Raw genomic sequence first — 18,321 nt, forward strand, 5'->3', positions numbered from 1 at the left:
AAATCGACGAATGTCGAGTGAAAGAATTGTTAGAGATGAGCCAGGATATTTTTTGACGCCAAAATAATGACGATTCCCTGGTTGAAATGCGCAAAAAAATGTGGGAGCTGGCTTGCCTGCGATGCCGGTGTATCAGTCAGAAATGAATCGACTGATGCACCGCCATCGCAGGCAAGCCAGCTCCCACAGTTGAGATTCAGTGCGGCGAAAGGAGCGGCCGCTTTATTCCGGTGCGTGATCGCGCAAGAACACCAAATTGTCCGGCTTCGACTGCTCGGCATTGAAGCGATAGCCCTGCACGTCAAACTGCTTGAGCTTGGCCGGGTCGTTGATGCGCTCTTCGATCACAAAGCGGCTCATCATGCCCCGCGCCTTCTTGGCGTAGAAACTGATGATCTTGTACTGGCCGTTCTTCAGGTCCTTGAACTCGGTATTGATGATTCGCGCATTCAACGCAGTGCGCTTGACCGCCGAAAAGTATTCGTTGGAGGCCAGGTTGAGCAGCACGTCGTCGCCTTGTTCGGCCAGCGCTTCGTTGAGCCATTCGCTGATGCGCGTGCCCCAGAAGGCGTACAGGTCCTTGCCACGGGCGTTGGGCAGCTTGGTGCCCATCTCCAGGCGGTACGGCATCATCAAGTCCAAGGGCCGCAGCAGACCGTATAGGCCCGAGAGCATGCGCAAGTGATCCTGGGCGTAGGAGAAGTCGGCATCGCTGAAGGTTTCGGCATTCAAGCCGGTGTACACATCGCCTTTGAACGCCAGCAACGCCTGCTTGGCATTGGCGGGGGTGAAGGCAGGGGTCCAACTGCCGAAGCGGGCGGCGTTGAGGCCGCCGATTTTGTCGGATACGTGCATCAGTTCGCTGATTTGCGCCGGGCTGAAGGTGCGCAGTTGCTCGATCAGCTCCTGGGAGTGGTCCAGGTACTGCGGCAGGGTAAAGCGCTGCGTCGCTGGCGCGGTCTCGAAATCGAGGGTCTTGGCGGGGGAAATCACCATCAGCATGAAGTCGTCTCCTGTAAACGTGGGGGGATTCTAGGGGGTTGGGCGGTTTGACTCCACCTATGATGGCGATAGGCGCGATCCGCTATGATGGCCGGTGACTCTGGAGAGGGAGACCCCGTGTGCGAATAGCGCTTTTGTTGTCGGCTTGCTTGTTGTGCCTCAATGCCCACGCGGCGCCCGTGGATGTGGCCAGCCTGGACCGCAGCACCTGGCCGGAAAAACTCGGCAGCCCGGCGCTGTTCGATGTGGCCTCGCGCGCGGAAATCCTCATGTTCGCCCACAGCCTGCTGGCCAGCGAGAACCAGGACGAGGCCGCGCTCAAGCAGCGCCTGGGCCTGAAGATCATCAACCTGGCCGCCATCGATGACCTGCGCCGCCAGCTCTGGCAGCGTCTGCTGGAGAACTACACCTTCGCCCAGCAAAGCTGCGAGGAGGACGCCTCATTCTGCTACCTGGTCGAGAGCATGGACGACCTGCGCGAGCAGGCCGGCAAGTTCGAGGTCAGCGAAAACTCCTTCTATATAGGCTGGGCCGGCCCCAGCCATGTCTTCCACGAACGTTATCTGGACGAGTTGCTGCGCAAGGCCGCGCTGTTCCCGCAGATCAGCAGCGAAATCGCGCGCTTCGGCGACCATGAACGTAATGGCGACGAATTCAACGATCGCTTGTTCCTGCTCACGTTCGACGGCGGCCCGGCACCGGTCAGCGGCAACACCGATTGGCTCACCGACTATTTGCGCAAGCAGAAGATGAATGCGACGTTCTTTGCCCTCGGCAGCAGCCTGCAAACCCGTGTGGAGCGTAGTTCGGTCGCCGATGTGCAGGCGTTGTACCAAGGCCAGTGCGTCGGCACCCAGGGCTGGCAGTATCGCTCCCACAGCCATTGGGTGGATTGGCAGGGTTCGATTACCCGCAGCGCCTCGCTGGCGCAAAACCTGATGCCGGAAAACTACGTGCCGCTGTTCCGTCCGCCCTATGGCCAACGCCGTGCGGACAGCCAGGGCTTTTTCCAGGCACAGGGCCTGCAAGTGGCGTTGTGGGACATTGATTCCCAGGACGAACCGGGCAAGCTCAAGGCCGAAGAATCGGCGCAACGGGTGCTGACGTTGATGCTGCTGTGGCGCAAGGGTGTGATTGTTTTTCATGACACCCAGGACAAGGCACGGGTGGCGTTGCCGATCTTGTTGCAGGCGACGGCGCAGAGTGGTCTGGGTTGGCAGGACTGCCGAGAGGCGTTTCGCTGAAAATGCCCGGCCCTGTTGGGGATGAGGCCTTTTTGGGGTGATTTTTTACGATATTTCGATGCAGGCGGACTTCCGACTTTAGCGGGGTACGTGGCACTCGACTAGTGCTATTCGTCATCCTGAAAAATAAACTTCAAAAAAGCGTCAAAGTGCTTTTTCCTGTCATGGGTTTTGCGGTATTACGAAGTCAGATCGCCGAAACCTGCAGCACAGGTGGCGTCTTCCAAGACTCCTCATGTGGGCACTGCGCTTGACGTCACTCAGGTGCAGTCGGTGGTCGAATCGAGGCGCAGCACCGCCCAGGTATTGCGTCGACTGGCTCCCACAAAGGTGACCGAGTATGGATGATCATGGACGTAACCCTTCTTCCGACCAGCCAATCCTTTATGTGCTTGATACCAACGTACTGATTCACGATCCAAACGCACTGCTCAACTTCGAAGAACACCACGTCGCCATCCCGATGATCGTGCTTGAGGAGCTCGACAAACTCAAAAGCGGGCACCACAGCGTTGCCGCCGAATGCCGCCAGGCTATCCGCCTGATCGACAAGACATTGGGCGAAGCGTCGCCGGAGGACGTCGAAGTCGGCGTACCGATCCAGCGCGGCAAAAGCGGACCCAAGGGGTTGCTGTCGATTCTGATGAGCAAGCGCAGCGAGCCCAATAGCCTGCTGCCGGAAAATCTGAACGACAACAAAATCATCAACCAATTGATCGACCTGCATGCACGCGACAAGGACCTGCGCCTGGTGCTGGTGACCAAAGACATCAATATGCGCCTCAAGGCACGAGCGTGTGGGATCGCTGCCGAGGACTACAGCACCGACCAACTGGTCGACGACGTGTCGATGCTCTCCCGTGGGTATCACACGGTGACGGGCTCCTTCTGGGACCTGGTCAGCAAAGTCGAAACCCGTCAGGACCATGGCCGCACCTGGCACCAGGTGCAGTTGATCGACAACCTGCCGGCCGTGCACATCAACGAGTTCATCATCGACGAGCAGGGCTTCGTGGGCTGGATCAAAGAGATCCAGGTCGACAAGTTGCTGATCCTCGACCTGCATCAGGAACCCCTGTTGCACCAGGAAGCCTGGGGCCTGAAACCGCGTGATATCTACCAGAGCCTGGCGCTGTACGCGCTGCTCGACCCGGACATTCACCTGGTCAACCTGACCGGCGCCGCAGGCTCGGGGAAAACCATCCTCGCCCTGGCCGCCGCCATCGAGCAGACCATGGTGACCAAGCGCTATCGCCGCATCATCGCCACCCGCAGCGTGCAGGGCCTGGACCAGGAAATCGGTTTCCTGCCCGGCACCGAAGCGGAAAAAATGGAGCCGTGGCTGGGGGCGATCACCGACAACCTCGAAGCCTTGCACATGGATGACGAAAACACCCATGGCAGCGTCGACTACATCCTCAGCAAAGTGCCGTTGCAGTTCAAATCCCTCAACTACATCCGAGGTCGCAGCTTCCAGCAGAGCCTGATTTTGATCGATGAATGCCAGAACCTTACCCCGCACCAGATGAAAACCATCATCACCCGTGCCGGCGCCGGTTCCAAAGTGGTGTGCCTGGGGAACCTGGCACAGATCGACACCCCTTACCTGTCCGCGACCAGCTCCGGGCTGACGTACCTGACGGAACGCTTCAAAGACTTCCCGAACGGCGTGCACATTGCGCTGCAAGGGGTTCCACGTTCGATTCTGGCCGAATACGCCGAGTCTCACCTGTAAAAACACAGCCAGTGCAGGAGCTGGCTTTTGTGGGAGCTGGCTTGCCTGCGATAGCATCACCGCGATGTGACTGACACACCGAGGTGCCTGCATCGCAGGCAAGCCCGCTCCCACATTTGATCTGCGTTGGGTTTACAATCGATGCTCCTGATCAGGAGTATCCCTGTGCTGACTCATCTCGATTCCCAAGGCCGCGCCCATATGGTCGACGTCACCGACAAGTCCGTGACCTTCCGTGAGGCGGTGGCTGAAGCGCGTGTGCGCATGCTACCCGAGACCCTGAAAATGATTGTCGACGGCGCCCACCCCAAGGGCGACGTGTTTGCCGTGGCCCGTATTGCCGGAATCCAGGCGGCGAAAAAAACCAGCGACTTGATCCCCCTGTGCCACCCGCTGATGCTCACGGGCGTCAAGGTCGAGCTGAGTGCCGATGGCGTGGACGCTGTGCACATCCTGGCGCGCTGCAAACTCTCCGGCCAGACCGGCGTGGAGATGGAAGCCCTCACCGCCGCCAGCGTCGCGGCATTGACAATCTACGACATGTGCAAGGCCGTGGATCGCGGTATGACCATCGAAAGCATTCGCCTGCTGGAAAAGCTCGGCGGTAAAAGCGGGCACTTCAAGGCGGACCAGGCATGAGTATCAACGTATTGTTTTTTGCGCGTTACGCCGAAGCGGTGGGCTTTGACTCGCTGGAGATGGAAGGCGATTTCGCCACTGTCGAGGCTGTGCGCCTGGCCCTTGCCAGTGATCCGGAGTTCGCGGTGCTCAACGAGAGCAGCCTCATGTGCGCGCGCAACGAGGAATTGTGTGGTCTCGATGAGCCGGTGCAAGCCGGTGATGAAGTGGCCTTTTTCCCGCCCGTGACCGGAGGCTGAACATGGCCATTCGTGTACAGGCTGAGCCGTTCGACCCCGGCGCCGAAGTCAACGCGATGCATGCGGCCAATGTCGGCGTGGGCGCGGTAGTGAGTTTTGTCGGCTATGTGCGCGACTTCAACGATGGCCGCGACGTGTCGGGAATGTTCCTTGAACACTACCCCGGCATGACCGAGAAAGCCTTGCTCAAGATCGCCGTGGAGGCCGAGCAGCGCTGGCCGTTGCTCAAGCTGGAGGTGCTGCACCGTGTGGGCGCGCTGGAACCGGGTGAGCCGATTGTGTTCGTCGCGGCAGCCAGCGCCCATCGCCAGGCTGCATTTGATGCCTGTGCGTTTGTGATGGATTACTTGAAGACGCGGGCGCCGTTTTGGAAGAAGGAAAATACCAGTGAGGGGCCGCGTTGGGTGGAAGGGCGCAGTAGCGACCACGCCGCTGCAGACCGCTGGAAGTAGCTGGCTAAACACAAAACCCAATTTGGGAGCGGGCTTGCTCGCGAATGCGCAGTGTCAGTCAATGAATCTGGTACTGATACACCGCATTCGCGAGCAAGCCCGCTCCCACATTTGTTTACTGCATTCCAGCTTTAGGGGCGTTTGCGTTCCACCGGGCGCAACAGATGCGTCGGCGGCGTCTCGCAGCTGATCTTGCGCCCCAACAGCGCCTCGATCGACGGCAGCTGATACGAGTCATCTTCCCCAGCAAAGCTGATCGACACCCCCGCAGCCCCGGCACGGCCAGTGCGGCCAATGCGGTGCACGTAGTCGTCCGGCACTTCCGGCAGGGTGAAGTTGATCACGTGGCTGATGCCGTCGATGTGAATCCCGCGACCTGCCACGTCAGTGGCCACCAGCACGCGAATTTTGCCTTCGCGGAAACCTTCCAGGGTCTTGATGCGCTTGTGTTGCGGCACATCGCCCGACAGTTGCGCAGCGTTCACACCATCGCGTACCAGGCGTTCTTCGATGCGGCGAACTTCGTCCTTGCGGTTGGCGAACACCATCACCCGCTCCCAGCCATTGTCGTTGACCAGGTTGTAGAGCAGTTTGTATTTGTCGGCACCGGCCACGGCGTAGATGTGTTGCTCGACGTTTTCGCTGGCAACGTTAAGCGCCTCGATCTCGACGATGGACGGGTCGGTGGTCCATTGCTTGGCGAGGTTCATCACGTCTTCGGTGAAGGTCGCGGAGAACAGCAGGGTTTGGCGTTCGCTTTTCGGCGGGGTCTGGCGAATGATCTGACGCACTTGTGGGATAAAGCCCATGTCGAGCATGCGGTCGGCTTCGTCCAGTACCATCACTTCGACCATGTCCAGGTGCACGTCGCCGCGCTGGTTGAAGTCCAGCAGGCGGCCCGGTGTCGCCACCAGGATGTCGCAATGGCGGGCTTCGAGGTGCTTGAGCTGCTTGTCGAAGTCCATGCCACCGACGAACGTCATCACGTTGAGGCCGGTGTACTTGGTCAGGTCGGCGGCGTCCTTGGCGATCTGTACCACCAGCTCCCGGGTCGGGGCGATGATCAGTGCGCGCGGTTCACCCATGTAGCGCTCTTTCGGCGGCGGCGTCTGCAGCAGCTGGGTGATGATCGAGATCAGGAACGCGGCGGTCTTGCCGGTACCGGTCTGGGCGCGGCCAATGGCGTCTTTGCCCGCCAGGGTAAAGCCCAGCACCTGCGCCTGGATCGGCGTGCAGTACGGGAAGCCCAGGTCCTGGATGGCGTGCATCAGTTCCGGGGCCAGTTTGAAATCGTGGAAGCGAGTCTTGCCTTCCTGGGGCTCGACGACGAAATCTTCGAGCTTCCATGGGGTCACGGGCGGTTTTGGCGCACGTTCGCGACGCGGCTTGGGGGCGACGGGCGCGGCGGCTGCGACTGGCACGGGAGCGGCTTCAACCGGTTGCGCCGGTTCAGGCGGCGTCACGGTCGGCTTCTTCGGCTGGGCGGCAGGTGCGGTCCGGCCGGGCTGTTGACCGTCGTTGCGGCTGCCGGGTGTCGGGACAGGAGCACTGGGAACTGGCGCGAGCGGCTCAGCCTCGCTTTTGCCGAACATCTTCTTAAGTGCTTTGAGCACGGTGATCTCATTAATTGGTTAAGGAATGTACGCCGGCCAGTGTAATGCAAGAATCGGGCGCGGCGTAGTGCGTCTGTCATACGGCTACATAAACGGCAGTGTTCAACCCAGGCGAGTGGTCAACCATGCACCGATATCACGGATCTCTTCAGGTAACACTTCGTGGCCCATTGGGTATTCCTGCCATGTCACGGTGACACCACGGCTCTTCAAATGCTCGTAGGCGCTGCGGCCCATGGCGTTCTGCACTACGTCATCGTACTGGCCGTGCAGGCACAGGGTGGGAATGCGCTGCTGGCTGGCGGACAATTCCAGCGCGTTATCGAAGGTCGGTGCATACGTGGAAAGGGCGATCACGCCACCCAACGGTCCTTCCCAATTCATAAACGCGGTGTGGAAAACCACGGCGCCGCCCTGGGAAAAACCCGCGAGGAAAATCCGCGAAGCGTCTATTCCGGTTCTCTTCTGCGCTTCGATCAAATCCGCGACCATGCTGGCCGAGACTTCCAGCTCCTCCAGGCTGATGGAGCGGGCAGGGCTCATGGCCTTGATGTCGTACCAACTGGGCATCTCGTAGCCACCGTTGATCGTCACCGGGCGGGTGGGCGCTTGGGGCAAAACGAAGCGGGTGGTCAGCAAAGTTTCCTGCAACGCTTCGGCCACCGGCAGGAAGTCGTAGCGATCGGCACCCAGGCCATGCAACCAGATTACGCAGGCGTCTGCGGGCTTGGCGGGCTGAAGAATCAAGGGTTCGGTCATGTCTGCTCCATTAATGTGCGTGCGCTCCGATTAAGTGCGACGGAACGGTGCGCCGCTGGTTGATCTGTTAAGAGAATGTCGCAAGGTTGAATCTTTTGCACTTGATCATGGGCTGAAACGGCTCAGCCGGCACTCTGGTACGCGCCTTGCTATGTGTAGGTCGATGTCAGAACTTTCCTGGGACGGTAACACTATCAGTGACTGCCGCTTGTGGGATAGCAACTGGAATTACTGCGACAACTTCATGCCGCTTGACCCTAAAAAAAGCCAACACGGGTCGATATCGCCTCATAAGGGTGCGCTGAGGTTCGAGCTCCGACACAACAAGAGCAAACTGGAGGTTTGAATGAAGGTATTGAAATCCACCCTGGCCATCGTTTCCGCGGCGGCTGTACTGGGTGTCAGTGGTTTCGCCCAAGCCGGCGCCACCCTGGACGCCGTGCAGAAGAAAGGCTTTGTGCAATGTGGCGTGAGTGACGGCCTGCCGGGTTTCTCGGTGCCGGATGCCAGCGGCAAGATCCTGGGGATCGACGCTGACGTGTGCCGCGCTGTGGCCGCTGCCGTTTTCGGCGACGCTACCAAGGTCAAATTCAGCCAGTTGAATGCCAAGGAGCGTTTCACCGCGCTTCAATCCGGCGAAGTCGACATTCTGTCCCGTAACACCACCATGACCAGCTCCCGCGATGCCGGCATGGGCCTGAAATTCCCGGGCTTCATCACTTACTACGACGGCATCGGCTTCCTGGTAAACAACAAGCTGGGCGTGAAAAGTGCCAAGGAACTGGACGGTGCAACCATCTGCATCCAGGCCGGTACCACCACTGAGCTGAACGTTTCCGACTACTTCCGTGGCAACGGCCTCAAATACACCCCGATCACCTTCGACACCTCCGACGAAAGCGCCAAGTCGCTGGAATCCGGTCGTTGCGACGTGCTGACCTCCGACAAGTCCCAACTGTTCGCCCAGCGCAGCAAGCTGGCCGCACCGAAGGACTACGTCGTTCTGCCGGAAACCATTTCCAAAGAACCGTTGGGCCCAGTCGTGCGTAACGGCGACGACGAGTGGCTGGCCATCGTGCGCTGGGTGGGCTACGCCATGCTCAACGCTGAAGAAGCCGGTATCACCTCCAAAAACGTTGAAGCTGAAGCCAAGTCCACCAAGAACCCGGACGTTGCCCGTCTGCTCGGTGCTGACGGCGAATACGGCAAAGACTTGAAAGTGAAGAAAGACTGGGTCGTACAGATCGTCAAGCAAGTCGGTAACTACGGTGAAGTGTTCGAGCGCAACCTGGGCAAGAGCACCCCGCTGGAAATCGACCGTGGCCTGAACGCGCTGTGGAACGCTGGCGGCATTCAATACGCACCACCTGTGCGCTGATCGCTGATGGTTCTGTCACCCGGTGGGCCAACCGCCGGGTGATGTTCTGTTCCATTATTTCCGGGGCACTTCATGCAAAATCAAATCGGCGCACCCAAGCAGAAGCTCAGCTTCAGCGATCCCAAAGTGCGTGCGTGGCTCTTCCAGATCATCACGATTGTGGCGGTGGTCTCGCTGGGCTGGTACCTCTTCAACAATACCCAGACCAACCTTCAGCACCGAGGCATTACCTCGGGTTTCGACTTTCTTGAGCGCAGTGCCGGCTTCGGCATCGCGCAGCATTTGATCGATTACACCGAATCGGACAGTTATGCCCGGGTGTTTGTGATCGGTTTGCTCAACACCTTGCTGGTGACGTTTATCGGCGTGATCCTGGCGACGCTGCTCGGGTTCGTCATCGGCGTGGCGCGGCTGTCGCCGAACTGGATGATTAACAAGCTGGCGACCGTGTATGTGGAGGTGTTCCGCAACATTCCGCCACTGCTGCAAATCCTGTTCTGGTACTTCGCGGTGTTCCTGACCATGCCGGGGCCGCGCAACAGCCATAACTTCGGCGATACCTTCTTTGTCAGCAGCCGTGGCCTGAACATGCCGGCAGCGATTGCCGCTGACGGTTTCTGGCCGTTCGTGGTCAGCATCGTCGTTGCCATCGTGGCAATCGTGCTGATGGCGCGCTGGGCCAACAAGCGCTTTGAAGCCACCGGCGTCCCCTTCCATAAGTTCTGGGCGGGCCTGGCGCTGTTCATCGTGATCCCGGCGTTGTGCGCCTTGATCTTCGGTGCACCGCTGCACTGGGAAATGCCCAAGCTGCAGGGCTTCAACTTTGTCGGCGGCTGGGTACTCATCCCTGAACTGCTGGCACTGACCCTGGCGCTTACTGTCTACACGGCAGCGTTTATTGCCGAGATCGTGCGTTCGGGCATCAAGTCCGTCAGCCATGGCCAGACCGAAGCCGCGCGCTCCCTGGGCCTGCGCCCTGGGCCGACGCTGCGCAAGGTCATCATTCCGCAGGCACTGCGAGTGATCATCCCGCCGCTGACCAGCCAATACCTGAACCTGGCGAAAAACTCGTCGCTGGCTGCCGGTATCGGTTACCCGGAAATGGTTTCGCTGTTTGCCGGCACGGTGCTCAACCAGACCGGCCAGGCCATCGAAGTCATTGCCATCACCATGAGCGTGTACCTGGCGATCAGCATCAGCATTTCCTTGCTGATGAACTGGTACAACAAGCGCATTGCGCTGATCGAGCGGTGAGGAAACACGCATGAGTACGCATACGTTCAAACCTGATATGCCACCGCCGAACAAAGTGTTCGGGCCGATGGCATGGATGCGCGCCAACCTGTTTTCCAGCTGGCTCAACACCCTGCTGACCCTGTTGGCGTTTTACCTGATCTACCTGGTGGTGCCACCAATCCTGCATTGGGCAATCCTGGACGCCAACTGGGTCGGCACCACGCGCGCCGATTGCACTAAGGAAGGCGCCTGCTGGGTGTTTATCCAACAGCGCTTCGGGCAGTTCATGTACGGCTACTACCCCGGCGACCTGCGCTGGCGCGTAGACCTCACCGTGTGGCTGGCCATTGTCGGCGTGGCGCCGTTGTTCATCTCGCGCTTCCAGCGCAAGGCGGTCTACGGCCTGAGCTTTCTGGTGCTGTACCCGATCATTGCCTACTTCCTGCTGCACGGCGGGATCTTCGGCCTGACCAACGTGGCGACCAGCCAATGGGGCGGCCTGATGCTGACCTTGGTGATCGCCACTGTCGGCATCGCCGGCGCGTTGCCACTGGGCATCATGCTGGCGTTGGGACGGCGTTCGAATATGCCGGCGATTCGAGTGGTCTGCGTGACCTTCATCGAATTCTGGCGTGGCGTGCCGTTGATCACCGTGCTGTTCATGTCCTCGGTGATGCTGCCGTTGTTCCTGCCTGAGGGCATGGGCATCGACAAATTGCTGCGTGCATTGATTGGCGTGATCCTGTTCCAGTCGGCCTACGTGGCCGAGGTGGTGCGCGGTGGCCTGCAGGCGATTCCAAAAGGTCAGTACGAAGCCGCTGCGGCGATGGGCCTGGGTTACTGGCGCAGCATGGGCCTGGTGATTCTGCCGCAAGCCCTGAAGCTGGTGATCCCTGGCATCGTCAACACGTTCATTGCGCTGTTCAAGGACACCAGCCTGGTGATCATCATCGGCTTGTTCGACCTGCTCAACAGCGTCAAGCAAGCCGCCGCCGACCCCAAATGGTTGGGCATGGCCACCGAAGGCTACGTGTTCGCGGCCCTGGTGTTCTGGATTTTCTGTTTTGGTATGTCGCGCTATTCCATTCATTTGGAACACAAGCTCGACACAGGCCACAAGCGTTAGGAGTTGTTGTTATGAGCGAAGCGATCAAACAGCCTGTGAGCCCTGAAGGCATTATCCAGATGCAGGGCGTCAACAAGTGGTACGGCCAGTTCCACGTGTTGAAAGACATCAACCTCAACGTCAAGCAGGGCGAGCGTATCGTGCTGTGCGGCCCATCGGGTTCGGGCAAGTCCACCACCATCCGCTGCCTCAACCGCCTGGAAGAACACCAGCAAGGCCGCATCGTGGTCGATGGCGTGGAACTGACCAACGACCTCAAGCAGATCGAAGCGATCCGCCGCGAAGTCGGCATGGTGTTCCAGCACTTCAACCTGTTCCCGCACCTGACCATCCTGCAGAACTGCACGCTGGCACCGATGTGGGTGCGCAAGATGCCCAAGCGCAAGGCCGAGGAAATCGCCATGCACTACCTGGAGCGCGTGCGCATCCCGGAGCAGGCCCACAAGTTTCCGGGGCAACTGTCCGGCGGCCAGCAACAGCGTGTGGCGATTGCCCGTGCGCTGTGCATGAAGCCGAAAATCATGCTGTTCGACGAGCCGACCTCGGCACTCGACCCGGAAATGGTGAAAGAGGTGCTGGACACCATGATCGGCTTGGCCGAAGACGGCATGACCATGTTGTGCGTGACCCACGAAATGGGCTTTGCCCGTACCGTGGCCAACCGCGTGATCTTCATGGACAAGGGCGAAATCGTGGAACAGGCAGCGCCGAATGACTTCTTCGACAACCCGCAGAACGATCGGACCAAGTTGTTCTTGAGCCAGATTTTGCATTGATCGATGGTTGAACAAACAAACCCGGCCCTGTGCCGGGTTTGTTTTTTTGGGGCTAGGACGCTTTGAGTGCTTCAGCGTCGTTGTTCACGGTGTAGGTGAAGGCGCCACGCATATCCGCACCGTCTGCCAACGCTTTTGCGTCCGCAAGCAAATGCGGGTGACGATCCAATAACCGCATCAGCAGCACCAAGGGTTTGGGGGCGAGAAGCTCGCCGCGCTCATACCGAGAGAATGCGTTGTGACCGCCACCGGACAGTAATTCCACTGCTTCCTTTTGGGTAAGGTGCAGTTTGCGACGGGTACGTTTCATTTCGGTGCCGATCATTTTTCGGGCGGCAAGTGCCAGTGCATCTTTGGCCTCACCGAAGCGGTCGGCGCTGTCGTTGTCCGGGTCCCAGAAGCCGTCGCCGCAGACTGTACATTCCCAGCCTGAAAGATTGTCGACCCGGCGCTCCAGGTTTTTGATCCTGATGGTCTCGCTGCGCCCCTCGTAGTATGACAATCCATTGGGGGCGCCGCAGATGTAGCAGTCTTTTGTCTTCATATGTTCTTCTCCTTAAAGGAGATCACCGGGGGGGCACCGTCGGGGGAGTAAGTGACCTTGATGTAAATCTCCCTGCCTTTTGAGTGTGTGTGATACACGTCTTGCCATACCCGATGGTCTCTATAGGTAGTCATCGACTTGTACAACATCCAGTTTTGCAACTCATAGATGACCTCCTGCATATCCTCGATGCTAAAGCCAAGAGCGTCGCCGCATGCTTCTGCTGTGCGGGTAAACGCTCGCCTGCCAAGCCGCCTCACATCCGCCTTTATCACCGCCAAATCGTAATGAGGTGTGTACTTGTCCATAAGACACCTGAGTCCATAATTACCCTCAGAGGGTAATTTTACCAATCGAAAATACTGCTCCTTTGCTTGCCTAAGAACCCTAGTGCGTTGCCTTCGTAGGAAAGTCCGAATAGGCTGTAGGAAAATTCATCCTATGATTGGACGAAAGCGCAAAACTCATGACAGACATCGCCCCACTGATCAAACGCTCCCTGGTCGACCAGGCCCTGGAGCAGTTGCGCCTGCGCATCACTGAAGGCCGATGGGCCATTGGTGAACGCTTGCCCACCGAGCCCGAGCTGTCCGCCGAGCTGGGTATCAGCCGTAATACCGTGCGCGAGGCCATGCGGGTGTTGGCGTTCTCCGGGTTGATCGAAGTCCGACAGGGTGACGGCAGTTACCTGCGCTCGATGACCGACCCGTTGGGTGCGATGCGGGCGCTGTCGCACTGCACGCTTGAGCAGGCGCAAGAGACGCGGCAGATCCTGGAAGTGGAGGCCATCGGCCTGGCTGCACAGCGGCGTACCGCGCAAGATTTGAAGCTGTTGCGCAGCGCACTGGACGCCAGCGCCGAGTTGTACCACGGTGATTTGGAGGCCTATATCAGCGCCGACCTGGTGTTCCACAAACACTTGGTCGACGCTGCGCACAACCCTGCCTTGAGCGAGCTGTACCAATATTTCTCCGCCATCGTCGGCGCGCAGTTGCGCCAGACCCTGAATATCTCACCGCGCCGCCAGGCCGTATTCGACCTGCATATCGCCTTGCTCGACGCGGTCGAAAACCAAGACCCGGAACGCGCCAAATCCCTCTGCCGGCAGTTGATCAATGAACCTTGAAGCCAAACGCACGACCGAACTTGAAGAGCTGCTGATCGACGCCGAAGCCGATGACGAGGAAGTGCAGCACGCCCACCCCGTGGTAAGCCGCCCGTGGCTGTTGCTGCTGGGCCTGATCCTGGTGGCGCTGAACCTGCGCCCGGCACTGTCGAGCATGTCGCCGCTGCTGGCTGAGGTCTCACAAAGCCTTGGGCTGTCGGCGGCCAAGGCCGGTTTACTGACCACTTTGCCGGTGCTGTGCCTGGGGCTATTCGCGCCCACGGCGCCGATCCTGGCCCGACGTTTCGGTGCCGAGCGCGTGGTGCTGGGGATTCTGCTGACGTTGGCCGCAGGGATCATCCTGCGCAGCTCATTCGGTGAGCTTGGCCTGTTCGCCGGCAGCCTGATCGCCGGGGCAAGTATCGGCATCATTGGTGTGTTGCTGCCGGGCATCGTCAAGCGCGACTTTGCCAAACAGGCGGGCGCGATGACCGGCGTCTACACCATGGCGCTGTGCCTGGGTGCGGCGTTGGCGGCGGGCTCGACGGTGCCACTCAGTCATTACTTCGGCGACCGTTGGCGCATTGGCTTGGGATTCTGGATTGTGCCGGCGTTGGTCGCGGCGTTGTTCTGGTTACCGCAAGTCGGGCACAAACACGGTGCCCATCGGGTCGCCTACCGCGTGAAGGGGTTGCTGCGCGACCCTCTAGCCTGGCAGGTGACCTTGTACATGGGCCTGCAATCGTCGTTGGCGTACATCGTGTTCGGCTGGCTGCCGTCGATCCTGATCGGTCGTGGCCTGACGGCCACCGAAGCCGGCTTGGCATTGTCGGGCTCGATCATTGTGCAATTGCTGAGCTCCCTCGCCGCACCGTGGCTGGCCACCCGTGGCAAGGACCAGCGCCTGGCAATCGTGGTGGTGATGCTGCTGACCCTCGGCGGCTTGTTCGGCTGCCTGTATGCGCCGCTCGACGGGCTGTGGGGCTGGGCGATTTTGCTGGGGCTGGGCCAGGGCGGCACGTTCAGCCTGGCGCTGACCTTGATCGTACTGCGCTCGCGGGACGCCCATGTCGCCGCCAACCTGTCGAGCATGGCCCAGGGCATCGGGTACACGCTGGCGTCCATGGGGCCGTTCGCAGTCGGCCTGGTGCATGACTGGACCGGCGGCTGGACGGCAGTGGGCTGGATCTTCGCGGTGATCGGCGTGGGCGCCATCGTTGCCGGCCTGGGCGCCGGCCGTGCGCGCTATGTGGCGGTCAGCAGCGAGCGGGTGTAACGGCTACAGGCACACCGCCTTGATCGTTGCCGCTCAAGGTCGGTGTACAGACGCTGGGCTTGGTTGGAACGCCAGTGCCGCCACGCCTTTTCGTCTTACAAGTATCTGACTGTGATGGTCACGGAGCCGTCCATGTTCACCTCGTTGTCCAAGGTCAGGTTTTGCGTCGGAGCGATTACCCCCGAGACAGACAGGTCGGTGGTCAGCAGCGTTACCGGTATCGGAGTCAATGAGCCCAAGGGGGCGACGGAGTAAAGGCCGTTATCCACTATCATGGGCTCCCGCTCCCAGGTCGTCCCGCCGTCCCATGAAACAATACCGCTGACGCCGACCCCGTCAGCGACGCGATTCATCGGACTTATGGTCAGGTAGCCCAGTCTCTCTGTGCCATTGATCAGGCCAAGTCCAAAGTTGTAATAGTCATTGGAGGACTCGGTGCCTTCGCGGTTGTCTTTGGCCTCCAGGGCCATCATCGTCGCGCCTTCGCACGTCACCGTCATTTGCAGCGTTTGTCGCGGCAGGTAGGTGGGCCGGTCCTTGCGTAGGTCACTGGAGGAAATCTTGCCAAAGTCCAACGATCCGCCGTTGGACAACGCGGGGCTGCAAGCGCTAGGCGTGATCATGCCCTTGACCGTGAGGTCGGTGCTGCTGGCCGCCTGCACAATGGAGGCGGCAGCCAGCAACAGGGTGGCCGTGCAAGTAGGGAAAAATGCTTTCATTTAAAGGTCTTCCTTCAGTGATGGGTGGAACTAGGGGTCAAGGGGGGATTACAGGTAAACAACTTCCAGGGTGGCTGAGCCGTCCATCCGCACGTCGTGACTCAGGTCCAGGTTCTGCTTGGCGTTGATCACCGCTTCCAGGGTCAGCGTGCTGCTCAGCACCTGGATCGGTGAAGGGCCGGCGGTGCTGCCCTCGGTCTCAGTGAATCCCAGCAGGCTGCGCGAACCGATATCGATCGGGTTGCTATTGGCGGTGCGCCACGCCACGCCGCCGGTGGTGGATTCGGTGCCGTAGAGTTGCGTGACGCTGTCGGCGACGGTCTGTTTTGGGTCGAATTTCACCGAATACACACCGATCTTGTTGCCGCTGCCGTCCAGGCCCAGCCCATAGAAAATTTCGCTGTCGACGTGGGCGGTGCCGTCGCGGTTATCGCGCATGCGCAGGGCGTAGCGGCCCGGGGCGTTGCAGCTGACGGTCAAGGTCAGGGATTTGAGTGGCAGCCGCGTGCCGGTGGATTGGTTGAGGTCTTGCTGGGAAATCTTGCCGAAATCGACCACCCCGCCGCCGGAGAACACCGGAGTGCAGGCCATGGGGGTGATCAAGCCGCCGACAGTGAGTTCGACAGTGGACGCAGCGTGGGTGGCGGCGGCACTGGCAAGCCAGGCGAAGGCGGCCACGAGAATCAATAACGTCTTCATGATTCAGCTCCTATAGGTACTTGATGCTCAGGGTCGCTGAGGCTTCGAAGTGCACTTCTTCGGTAAGCGGCAGGGTGTTAGTGGGGGCGAGGTAGGGAATGAACTGTAGGTCGCCCGTCAGATGTTGTATCGCTGCTGGGACATGAGTCCGATCAGGGGTGAACGCAGTCAGGAAGTGGTGCGACAACACGGCTGATGGGGCCCAGGTATCGGGCCCCGTCGAGCCAATAGGATTCATGTCAACGTCGTCGGCCACCACCGACTCGAGGGTGATTTGCAGGAAACCGATTTTGGCGCTGTTGCCAGCCAGTCCCAGGCCGAACGTGCTGGAGTATTCGCTGTAGCTGGAACCGAGGCGGTTATCCTTGGGTTCCAGGGCCAGCAAGGTCATGGCTTCACAGTTGATTGCAAAGTGCAGGCTGGAGGCGGGCAGCCGTGTGGGTTGATCGCTGTTCAGGTCCTTGGCTGCAAGCTTGCCCAAGTCATACACACCGCCATTGGACAAGCTGGGTGTGCAGGCACTGGGAGTGATCACGCCGCTGACGCTCAGGTCGACGGTCGAGGCGGCCTGGGCCTGTAACGCGCAGGCCAGCCCTACGCAGGCGGCCAGTGGAATCTGTATTGCTTTCATGCTTGAGTTCCTACAAGTAGTGAATTTCGAGAGTGCCCGAGCCGTCGAGGCGTACCTCGTTGCCCAGGTCCAGGGAGCCCAGGGGGGCGACAGTCGCCTCCAGGCTCAGCGTGGCATTGAGGTTTTGAATGGCGCTGGGCCCGCCGGTACTGCCGGATGTGCTGCTGAAACCCAGGTAACGATTGGCGCCTATTGCCGTGATGCGTGCGCCGGCGTTGCTCCACGGCAGGCTGCCGGTGGTGGAGTCGGTGCTGAAAACCTGGGCAAAGCTGTCGGCGGTGATGTGCGCGGGGTTGAACAGCAGCCGGTAGCGCCCGATTTTCTGTCGGCTGGCGTCCAGGCCCAGGCCATAACTGGTTTCATCGCCGGTACCGGTGGCCGAGCCCTGACGGTTGTCCTGCATGCGCATGGCAAATGCGGTGGGTGCATCGCAAGTCACGCTGAGCGATAACGCACGTGGCGCCAGAGCGGTGTCCTTGTCGACGGACAGATCGCCGACTGACAATTTGCCCAGCTCCACGTGGCCGCCGTTGGACAGGGTGGGCGTACACGCCGCCGGTGCAAAACGTGCCTGCCAGCGCAATTCCCGCGAGCGGCCGGCGCCGAGGGCATCGAACAGTCCAGCGGTGTCCCAGGTGACCGCGTCGCGCACCCGGGCAGCGTCTTCACTGGCCCAGGCACTGGCGTCCAATTGCAGCGACAGGTTGCGCCCGGTTACCGCGACGCCACCGCGCATCGGCACCACGCCGTGGTCAGGCTGCCATTCCAATGGAGCACCGACTGCGGACGGTGCTTGCCCAGGGCCTGCGATCAGACCGAGCTCGACTGCCTGGCCGTCCAGCACCGCTTCGCGCACTTGCAAGGCGTAACTGCCGCGTTCGGTGAAGCGAAACCGCCCAGGCCCCGCGCCCAACCCGCGATAAAACACACTCATGTCGGTGGGCTGCGGGCAGTTCAGCGTGAGGCTCAACTGCCGCTCCCCCAACAATCGCTCGGGCGCGGGCACCAAGGCCACGGCGCGGTTCATCAAGCCGAAGTCCAACTGCGTCTGGCTGAGATTGAGCTGGCATTCTTCGACGGCCAGGGCGTGGGGGCTGATCAACACGCCCAAGACGTACAAGACCGGTTTCAGGTCCATGGTCAGAGTC

20 protein-coding genes are annotated in these 18,321 nt (G+C 60.1%); 11 read left to right on the plus strand and 9 right to left on the minus strand.

The genetic code is table 11. From position 1 onward, the window contains the following. Positions 1-222: 222 nt before the first annotated feature. A complete protein-coding gene (gene yaaA / locus KUA23_RS05160) occupies positions 223-1,002 on the minus strand; it encodes a peroxide stress protein YaaA (protein ID WP_099494088.1) in 780 nt (259 codons plus the stop codon). A gap of 119 nt (positions 1,003-1,121) precedes the next feature. On the opposite strand from yaaA, the gene KUA23_RS05165 reads away from it, so the two are divergent. From KUA23_RS05165 to moaE, 5 genes are all read left to right on the plus strand, one after another. Then, positions 1,122-2,246: a polysaccharide deacetylase family protein gene (locus KUA23_RS05165; protein ID WP_099494089.1), complete on the plus strand. Its 1,125-nt coding sequence runs from the start codon at positions 1,122-1,124 to the stop codon at positions 2,244-2,246. Positions 2,247-2,586: 340 nt separating this feature from the next. Further along, positions 2,587-3,981 carry a PhoH family protein gene (locus KUA23_RS05170; RefSeq protein WP_012722339.1) on the plus strand — a complete coding sequence of 465 codons (1,395 nt, stop codon included), beginning with the start codon at positions 2,587-2,589 and terminating at the stop codon, positions 3,979-3,981. A gap of 165 nt (positions 3,982-4,146) precedes the next feature. After that, positions 4,147-4,620, plus strand: coding sequence for a cyclic pyranopterin monophosphate synthase MoaC (gene moaC / locus KUA23_RS05175; protein WP_016978208.1), 474 nt, complete (start codon positions 4,147-4,149; stop codon positions 4,618-4,620). Continuing rightward, the gene (moaD, locus tag KUA23_RS05180) at positions 4,617-4,859 is read left to right on the plus strand and encodes a molybdopterin converting factor subunit 1 (RefSeq protein WP_016978209.1); all 243 of its coding nucleotides are present in this window, start codon (positions 4,617-4,619) and stop codon (positions 4,857-4,859) included. The genes moaC and moaD overlap by 4 nt, the downstream gene beginning before the upstream one ends. A gap of 2 nt (positions 4,860-4,861) precedes the next feature. Continuing rightward, entirely contained in the window at positions 4,862-5,311 is a 450-nt protein-coding gene (moaE, locus tag KUA23_RS05185) for a molybdopterin synthase catalytic subunit MoaE (RefSeq protein WP_078046997.1), read from the plus strand. Between the two features lie 131 nt (positions 5,312-5,442). Here moaE and rhlB read toward each other — a convergent pair whose 3' ends face one another. Beyond that, positions 5,443-6,930, minus strand: coding sequence for an ATP-dependent RNA helicase RhlB (gene rhlB, locus KUA23_RS05190; RefSeq protein WP_177409526.1), 1,488 nt, complete (start codon positions 6,928-6,930; stop codon positions 5,443-5,445). Positions 6,931-7,026: 96 nt separating this feature from the next. Then, positions 7,027-7,683, minus strand: a complete 657-nt coding sequence (locus KUA23_RS05195; protein WP_252993535.1) for an alpha/beta hydrolase — start codon at positions 7,681-7,683, stop codon at positions 7,027-7,029. A gap of 346 nt (positions 7,684-8,029) precedes the next feature. Between KUA23_RS05195 and KUA23_RS05200 the strand changes: the two genes are divergently transcribed. From KUA23_RS05200 to KUA23_RS05215, 4 genes are all read left to right on the plus strand, one after another. After that, complete coding sequence (locus KUA23_RS05200; protein WP_025855626.1) at positions 8,030-9,061, plus strand: amino acid ABC transporter substrate-binding protein; 1,032 nt, start codon at positions 8,030-8,032, stop codon at positions 9,059-9,061. A 72-nt stretch (positions 9,062-9,133) separates the two neighbouring features. Then, positions 9,134-10,315, plus strand: coding sequence for an amino acid ABC transporter permease (locus tag KUA23_RS05205; protein WP_034102297.1), 1,182 nt, complete (start codon positions 9,134-9,136; stop codon positions 10,313-10,315). A 10-nt stretch (positions 10,316-10,325) separates the two neighbouring features. Then, positions 10,326-11,423 (plus strand): amino acid ABC transporter permease, encoded by a 1,098-nt coding sequence (locus KUA23_RS05210; RefSeq protein WP_078047000.1) that lies wholly within the window; start codon positions 10,326-10,328, stop codon positions 11,421-11,423. 11 nt (positions 11,424-11,434) lie between these two features. Further along, on the plus strand, positions 11,435-12,199 hold the full coding sequence (locus tag KUA23_RS05215; protein ID WP_003171943.1) for an amino acid ABC transporter ATP-binding protein: 765 nt from the start codon (positions 11,435-11,437) through the stop codon (positions 12,197-12,199). Between the two features lie 52 nt (positions 12,200-12,251). On the opposite strand, the gene KUA23_RS05220 is transcribed toward KUA23_RS05215, so the two are convergent. Together KUA23_RS05220 and KUA23_RS05225 are read right to left on the minus strand one after the other, a co-directional pair. Beyond that, positions 12,252-12,743, minus strand: a complete 492-nt coding sequence (locus KUA23_RS05220) for a type II toxin-antitoxin system MqsA family antitoxin (protein WP_099494092.1) — start codon at positions 12,741-12,743, stop codon at positions 12,252-12,254. Further along, positions 12,740-13,051: a type II toxin-antitoxin system MqsR family toxin gene (locus tag KUA23_RS05225; RefSeq protein ID WP_099494093.1), complete on the minus strand. Its 312-nt coding sequence runs from the start codon at positions 13,049-13,051 to the stop codon at positions 12,740-12,742. Before KUA23_RS05225 ends, KUA23_RS05220 begins: the two co-directional genes overlap by 4 nt. A gap of 158 nt (positions 13,052-13,209) precedes the next feature. Between KUA23_RS05225 and KUA23_RS05230 the strand changes: the two genes are divergently transcribed. Next, on the plus strand, positions 13,210-13,869 hold the full coding sequence (locus KUA23_RS05230) for a FadR/GntR family transcriptional regulator (RefSeq protein WP_214496603.1): 660 nt from the start codon (positions 13,210-13,212) through the stop codon (positions 13,867-13,869). Next, positions 13,859-15,124, plus strand: a complete 1,266-nt coding sequence (locus tag KUA23_RS05235; RefSeq protein ID WP_100491451.1) for a CynX/NimT family MFS transporter — start codon at positions 13,859-13,861, stop codon at positions 15,122-15,124. Before KUA23_RS05230 ends, KUA23_RS05235 begins: the two co-directional genes overlap by 11 nt. A gap of 95 nt (positions 15,125-15,219) precedes the next feature. Here KUA23_RS05235 and KUA23_RS05240 read toward each other — a convergent pair whose 3' ends face one another. Genes KUA23_RS05240 through KUA23_RS05255 form a run of 4 tightly spaced genes read right to left on the minus strand, consistent with a single transcriptional unit; the run spans position 15,220 to position 18,311 of the window. Then, positions 15,220-15,843, minus strand: a complete 624-nt coding sequence (locus KUA23_RS05240; protein WP_078047003.1) for a DUF1120 domain-containing protein — start codon at positions 15,841-15,843, stop codon at positions 15,220-15,222. Positions 15,844-15,891: 48 nt separating this feature from the next. After that, positions 15,892-16,542: a DUF1120 domain-containing protein gene (locus KUA23_RS05245; RefSeq protein ID WP_078047004.1), complete on the minus strand. Its 651-nt coding sequence runs from the start codon at positions 16,540-16,542 to the stop codon at positions 15,892-15,894. Between the two features lie 10 nt (positions 16,543-16,552). Further along, complete coding sequence (locus KUA23_RS05250) at positions 16,553-17,173, minus strand: DUF1120 domain-containing protein (protein ID WP_252993536.1); 621 nt, start codon at positions 17,171-17,173, stop codon at positions 16,553-16,555. 10 nt (positions 17,174-17,183) lie between these two features. Next, positions 17,184-18,311: a DUF1120 domain-containing protein gene (locus tag KUA23_RS05255; protein WP_078047006.1), complete on the minus strand. Its 1,128-nt coding sequence runs from the start codon at positions 18,309-18,311 to the stop codon at positions 17,184-17,186. Between the last annotated feature and the right edge of the window lie 10 nt (positions 18,312-18,321).

Origin of the sequence: Pseudomonas pergaminensis (genome assembly GCF_024112395.2) — a bacterium.
GTDB lineage: Bacteria > Pseudomonadota > Gammaproteobacteria > Pseudomonadales > Pseudomonadaceae > Aquipseudomonas > Aquipseudomonas pergaminensis.

Bases quoted from the DNA above. Each gene is read 5' to 3' on its own strand.
- yaaA (WP_099494088.1), bottom strand. From the start codon at position 1,002: ATGCTGATGGTGATTTCCCCCGCCAAGACCCTCGATTTCGAGACCGCG.
- KUA23_RS05170 (WP_012722339.1), top strand. From the start codon at position 2,587: ATGGATGATCATGGACGTAACCCTTCTTCCGACCAGCCAATCCTTTAT.
- moaD (WP_016978209.1), top strand. From the start codon at position 4,617: ATGAGTATCAACGTATTGTTTTTTGCGCGTTACGCCGAAGCGGTGGGC.
- moaE (WP_078046997.1), top strand. From the start codon at position 4,862: ATGGCCATTCGTGTACAGGCTGAGCCGTTCGACCCCGGCGCCGAAGTC.
- KUA23_RS05195 (WP_252993535.1), bottom strand. From the start codon at position 7,683: ATGACCGAACCCTTGATTCTTCAGCCCGCCAAGCCCGCAGACGCCTGC.
- KUA23_RS05200 (WP_025855626.1), top strand. From the start codon at position 8,030: ATGAAGGTATTGAAATCCACCCTGGCCATCGTTTCCGCGGCGGCTGTA.
- KUA23_RS05205 (WP_034102297.1), top strand. From the start codon at position 9,134: ATGCAAAATCAAATCGGCGCACCCAAGCAGAAGCTCAGCTTCAGCGAT.
- KUA23_RS05210 (WP_078047000.1), top strand. From the start codon at position 10,326: ATGAGTACGCATACGTTCAAACCTGATATGCCACCGCCGAACAAAGTG.
- KUA23_RS05215 (WP_003171943.1), top strand. From the start codon at position 11,435: ATGAGCGAAGCGATCAAACAGCCTGTGAGCCCTGAAGGCATTATCCAG.
- KUA23_RS05220 (WP_099494092.1), bottom strand. From the start codon at position 12,743: ATGAAGACAAAAGACTGCTACATCTGCGGCGCCCCCAATGGATTGTCA.
- KUA23_RS05225 (WP_099494093.1), bottom strand. From the start codon at position 13,051: ATGGACAAGTACACACCTCATTACGATTTGGCGGTGATAAAGGCGGAT.
- KUA23_RS05230 (WP_214496603.1), top strand. From the start codon at position 13,210: ATGACAGACATCGCCCCACTGATCAAACGCTCCCTGGTCGACCAGGCC.
- KUA23_RS05235 (WP_100491451.1), top strand. From the start codon at position 13,859: ATGAACCTTGAAGCCAAACGCACGACCGAACTTGAAGAGCTGCTGATC.
- KUA23_RS05240 (WP_078047003.1), bottom strand. From the start codon at position 15,843: ATGAAAGCATTTTTCCCTACTTGCACGGCCACCCTGTTGCTGGCTGCC.
- KUA23_RS05245 (WP_078047004.1), bottom strand. From the start codon at position 16,542: ATGAAGACGTTATTGATTCTCGTGGCCGCCTTCGCCTGGCTTGCCAGT.
- KUA23_RS05250 (WP_252993536.1), bottom strand. From the start codon at position 17,173: ATGAAAGCAATACAGATTCCACTGGCCGCCTGCGTAGGGCTGGCCTGC.
- KUA23_RS05255 (WP_078047006.1), bottom strand. From the start codon at position 18,311: ATGGACCTGAAACCGGTCTTGTACGTCTTGGGCGTGTTGATCAGCCCC.